Origin of the sequence: Paenochrobactrum glaciei (assembly GCF_039522165.1) — a bacterium.
GTDB classification, from domain to species: Bacteria; Pseudomonadota; Alphaproteobacteria; order Rhizobiales; family Rhizobiaceae; genus Paenochrobactrum; species Paenochrobactrum glaciei.
Genome location: NZ_BAAADE010000030.1, coordinates 1 through 3,550, shown reverse-complemented (window position 1 = coordinate 3,550; position 3,550 = coordinate 1). Strand labels below are relative to the sequence as shown.

At 46.2% G+C, this 3,550-nt stretch carries 4 protein-coding genes and 2 pseudogenes; 1 reads left to right on the top strand and 5 read right to left on the bottom strand.

All coding sequences use genetic code 11. The features are described from left to right. The coding region (locus tag ABDZ76_RS17445; RefSeq protein WP_486298575.1) for an IS3 family transposase at window positions 1–135 on the top strand (135 nt) is incomplete at its 5' end. A 38-nt stretch (window positions 136–173) separates the two neighbouring features. Here ABDZ76_RS17445 and ABDZ76_RS17440 read toward each other — a convergent pair. The 5 genes and pseudogenes from ABDZ76_RS17440 to ABDZ76_RS17420 form a co-directional block, all read right to left on the bottom strand. Beyond that, window positions 174–485: a hypothetical protein gene (locus ABDZ76_RS17440; protein ID WP_343808601.1), complete on the bottom strand. Its 312-nt coding sequence runs from the start codon at window positions 483–485 to the stop codon at window positions 174–176. A 411-nt stretch (window positions 486–896) separates the two neighbouring features. Next, window positions 897–1,124 carry a hypothetical protein gene (locus tag ABDZ76_RS17715; protein WP_374844877.1) on the bottom strand — a complete coding sequence of 76 codons (228 nt, stop codon included), beginning with the start codon at window positions 1,122–1,124 and terminating at the stop codon, window positions 897–899. A gap of 226 nt (window positions 1,125–1,350) precedes the next feature. After that, complete coding sequence (locus tag ABDZ76_RS17430) at window positions 1,351–1,749, bottom strand: baseplate J/gp47 family protein (RefSeq protein WP_343808604.1); 399 nt, start codon at window positions 1,747–1,749, stop codon at window positions 1,351–1,353. Between the two features lie 307 nt (window positions 1,750–2,056). Further along, window positions 2,057–2,926 (bottom strand): annotated as a pseudogene (locus ABDZ76_RS17425) (IS30 family transposase). A 99-nt stretch (window positions 2,927–3,025) separates the two neighbouring features. Continuing rightward, window positions 3,026–3,294 (bottom strand): annotated as a pseudogene (locus ABDZ76_RS17420) (transposase); the annotation flags it as partial. Between the last annotated feature and the right edge of the window lie 256 nt (window positions 3,295–3,550).

Below are 3,550 nucleotides of genomic sequence, written 5' to 3'. Positions count from 1 at the left end.
ATTGAATGGGAAACCCTTAATTGGGTCCATTGGTATAATAATCAACGTTTGCTGGAGCCAATCGGATATATAACACCTGCAGAAGCCGAGGAGGCTTTCTATGCAAATATGAAAACCTTTGATAAAGTCGCATAATTATCGAATAAATTACCCTCCGGAAAACACGGGGCGGTTCAGGTCACGATACGATCAACGCGCCAATCCTTTTCGACAAGTGGTCTTTGATTGTACCCACGGACAATCGGCTTAGCTGGAAGCTCATTGACCGACAATGTCGCAAGTTCATCACAATCGAATGGAATGATGATGTTTAGCAACATTCCGGCCGTATACCCTCCCGGTAGTGGCGTCAGATTAACTGTCAGCGCATTCGCTGCGGCACCCGCCTCTGCATCGTTCCATTTACCCGACTGCACGTCCTGTGCGATTTTCTGAACATAAACGCCACCAACCCGCTGAAACACCCGACCATCGGGTAGGCTCACGCCATGACCGTCTCTGGTCGATATTATGCGCCATTTAACGCGACCCCATTCAGTAAGTTTTTGCGCGTGATCAGCTCAAGCACCCGTAGCGCCCGCAGGAATAACATAGGCATCATCGACAACAGCATTGTTTGGTGGTGCGGCGATTTTCATGGAAATGACAGGAAGCTATGGAGTGCGATTTGCAAAGCCCAGAGCTACGATATTTTGAAGTGCCTCCCACAATTGCTGCTGATTATCAGGGTATAACTCAAAGCCAGAGCTTTCAATAGCAGCACTGATTTCCTCTTGTAGATCATTCAAGAGTTTGTGTGTAACTTCTGTACCTGTAACACCAGCAGCATTTTGGCTACGAAATCTGCGCTTGCTACCACCAATATCAGCGTGTTATTGTCGTTAATACGCTCCATATCAGTTCTCCAAATATGAGAATACGAGTTGAGTCTGGGCCGGTTTCAACCGACGTAATTCACACTCAATGTCGCTAATTTCATAGCCACCAAGCGGTTGATCAGCTTTATTTACACTTACTTGCAAAACACCAGCAATCGACGGCCAAAAATCTTCAATGTCAATGGTGTGCCCAAGGCTCTCGGCCATTTTGATGAAATAAGGAATGCTCGCGCGGCCCTTGGCAATCCAGTGTTGATGCGGGTAGCGCTGGCGGTGTTTAATGGTTTGATTGCCAAAATCACGCCACCTGGATCAGAACCAAGTACGCGCATCGGGATTTTACGCATTTTTGCGTCATCATAATCACATAAGCGGCGACTGGACAAACACCAGTGGATGAGCCTGGTCTTCCCAAATAATTGAGTTGTTCTTCCATTTCGGCCTCAGTGGGCGCGCGCCAGACGCTCATCCCTCATGGCTCCGACGATGCCGACAGAGCCACGTCCACCCAATTCGTATAGACCTGAATAGCACGAACATCGAATTGTTCTCGCAACCAGCTTGGGTAATCAAAGCCTGCGCCACCATGCAGGCGCTGGCGGATATAGACGATTGTTGGAGCCGTTTCCGCGTATGCGCTGCCTGCAAAGCCGCCTTCGGCAGCTGTAATCCGATTGATTTCAGAGAATGCGATGACTATGCGCAGACGAATACCAGTTTTCAGATTACCGGTTGGCCCAGCGGCTACTGACTTAATCGCGACCAATACGCTGCCGCTTACTGGAATAGTGACCACTTTAGTCGTCCGGTATAAAGCACTGTCTGAGAAGCAGCAATTTCCAGATTGGCAGGGAGCTGCATCCCTGCAGATCCCTCAACGATAATGTTTTGCCTACGGCCAATGTTGCGGGTCGCGCTACAATGCCCCAAATATCTGCATTACTTTGAATAAATTCATCCTCAGCAGTATCGACAATATACTGTCTGCCCCACCAAGAGACATGATCGTGTATCTAGAGAACTTCCAACGCAACAGCACGGCCAATCATAGCAATGTGCCACGTGATGAGCGAACGGCACGTGATATTGCCAGCGAATCAACCAGTGGATGCACAAGTGGAATGCTAAATTCCATCGCAGATGCAACGTGTTCAGCAATAGCTTTTGTGGTTGTAGATTCAATCGGTCAACGCAACATCATACAAAGTAGCGGCTCGTGGTGTTTGATAGCCTAATGTTTTTCTGGGTCTGCAATTGAGTTGATCGGCCACCTGTTCGAGCTTCTTGGATGAGTGCTGCTTTAAATAAGTTTTCTTTGGGAAACATTGCCGTAAAAGCTGATTTGTATTTTCGTTTGCACCTCTTTGTCATGGACTTTCGGATTGCAAAAACAAACAGCCATGCCAGTTGCTTCTGTGAGCTCTTGATGCTTTGCCAACTCCATACCACGATCCCAAGTCAGGCTTTTTCGTAATAAGAGGGGATGTTTTTAAATTGCTTTATAAGCGCCCGCGTTACGGAGGTTGTTCATCAAGGCAATATCAAGCAATTTGCGTGAGCGAATATAAAGACTTTTATATATTGTCTCTGGGGATATCTGCATGTTTTTGAGAAATGGAAGTTCAATTTTGGGTCACCCGGATATTTGCTCTGGCGACCATTTTAATTGAAGATTTTCAATAACAAGAGATTTTAATGGAATATTGATAGCTAGTTTTGTTGGTTTCGGCCTTTAGCCCGTTTCCATCCAGCAGTTTCAGCAACATTCGCTCTGTATTTCCCTATGCCCCATTTTTATTTATTTCCTTTGAAATCGTCGATGGAGAACGACGCAGTGAGCATGCTATTTGTCGGATAGAAATATTCGCAGCTAGACTTATTGAAATTTCTTCTCTTTCGGCCAAAACTAAATGACGTTGGCTCTTTTAAGGTCTTGGTAATGTGACCTCGCCATGCTCTCGAAGAAGCGTAAATATAGAACCAGGCTTAGTACTCAACACGCGACCAATGTCGCTGAATTCAAGTCCTTCCTCCATAAAGACCAGCATGTTTCTTTTTCTTACTGTGCGAATTTTCTCTTCATCGCTGAACACCTGTGAAAGCAACTATTGGAAGTTTATGTTGCGTTGACAGGTTGAATCTACAGCAGTCTTTTTTAATAAATCTCGCTCCTTATACAGCAACTCGTTTTCATGGCGTAACTGATCGAGTTCTTGTTGAACATCAGAATGCGGGTCTGCAAGCAAATCCTTATCTGCAAACAATCGCCGCCACTGATCCAGTGTGGATTTTCCAATACCTAGATCGCTAGCAACAGTTACCACGCCACGTTCGCTCGTTACTAATATACGACCGCTTCTCATTAGAATTCTTCTGTAAATTCACGCTGCTTCAAACCAATGTCTCCTGTTCTCAGTTCTTAACAGAAAGCTCTCCACTTTTGTAGGGCATGTCCACTGTATGTTCGGTACGGCGCATAGAACTGCCGGCTCACCCAGTTCAGCAGGCATGGTGCAGACTTGACTGACACCGTGGTTTTGGTTGGCTGACGTGAGCCCCGCAAACTCCTCCAGATTTTGGTAGAGTTCAATCCTTGGTAGGAGATGGACAATGAAACGCTCACGGTTTTCAGACGAACAGATAATCGGGATGATTAAAGAGCAGGAAGCTGG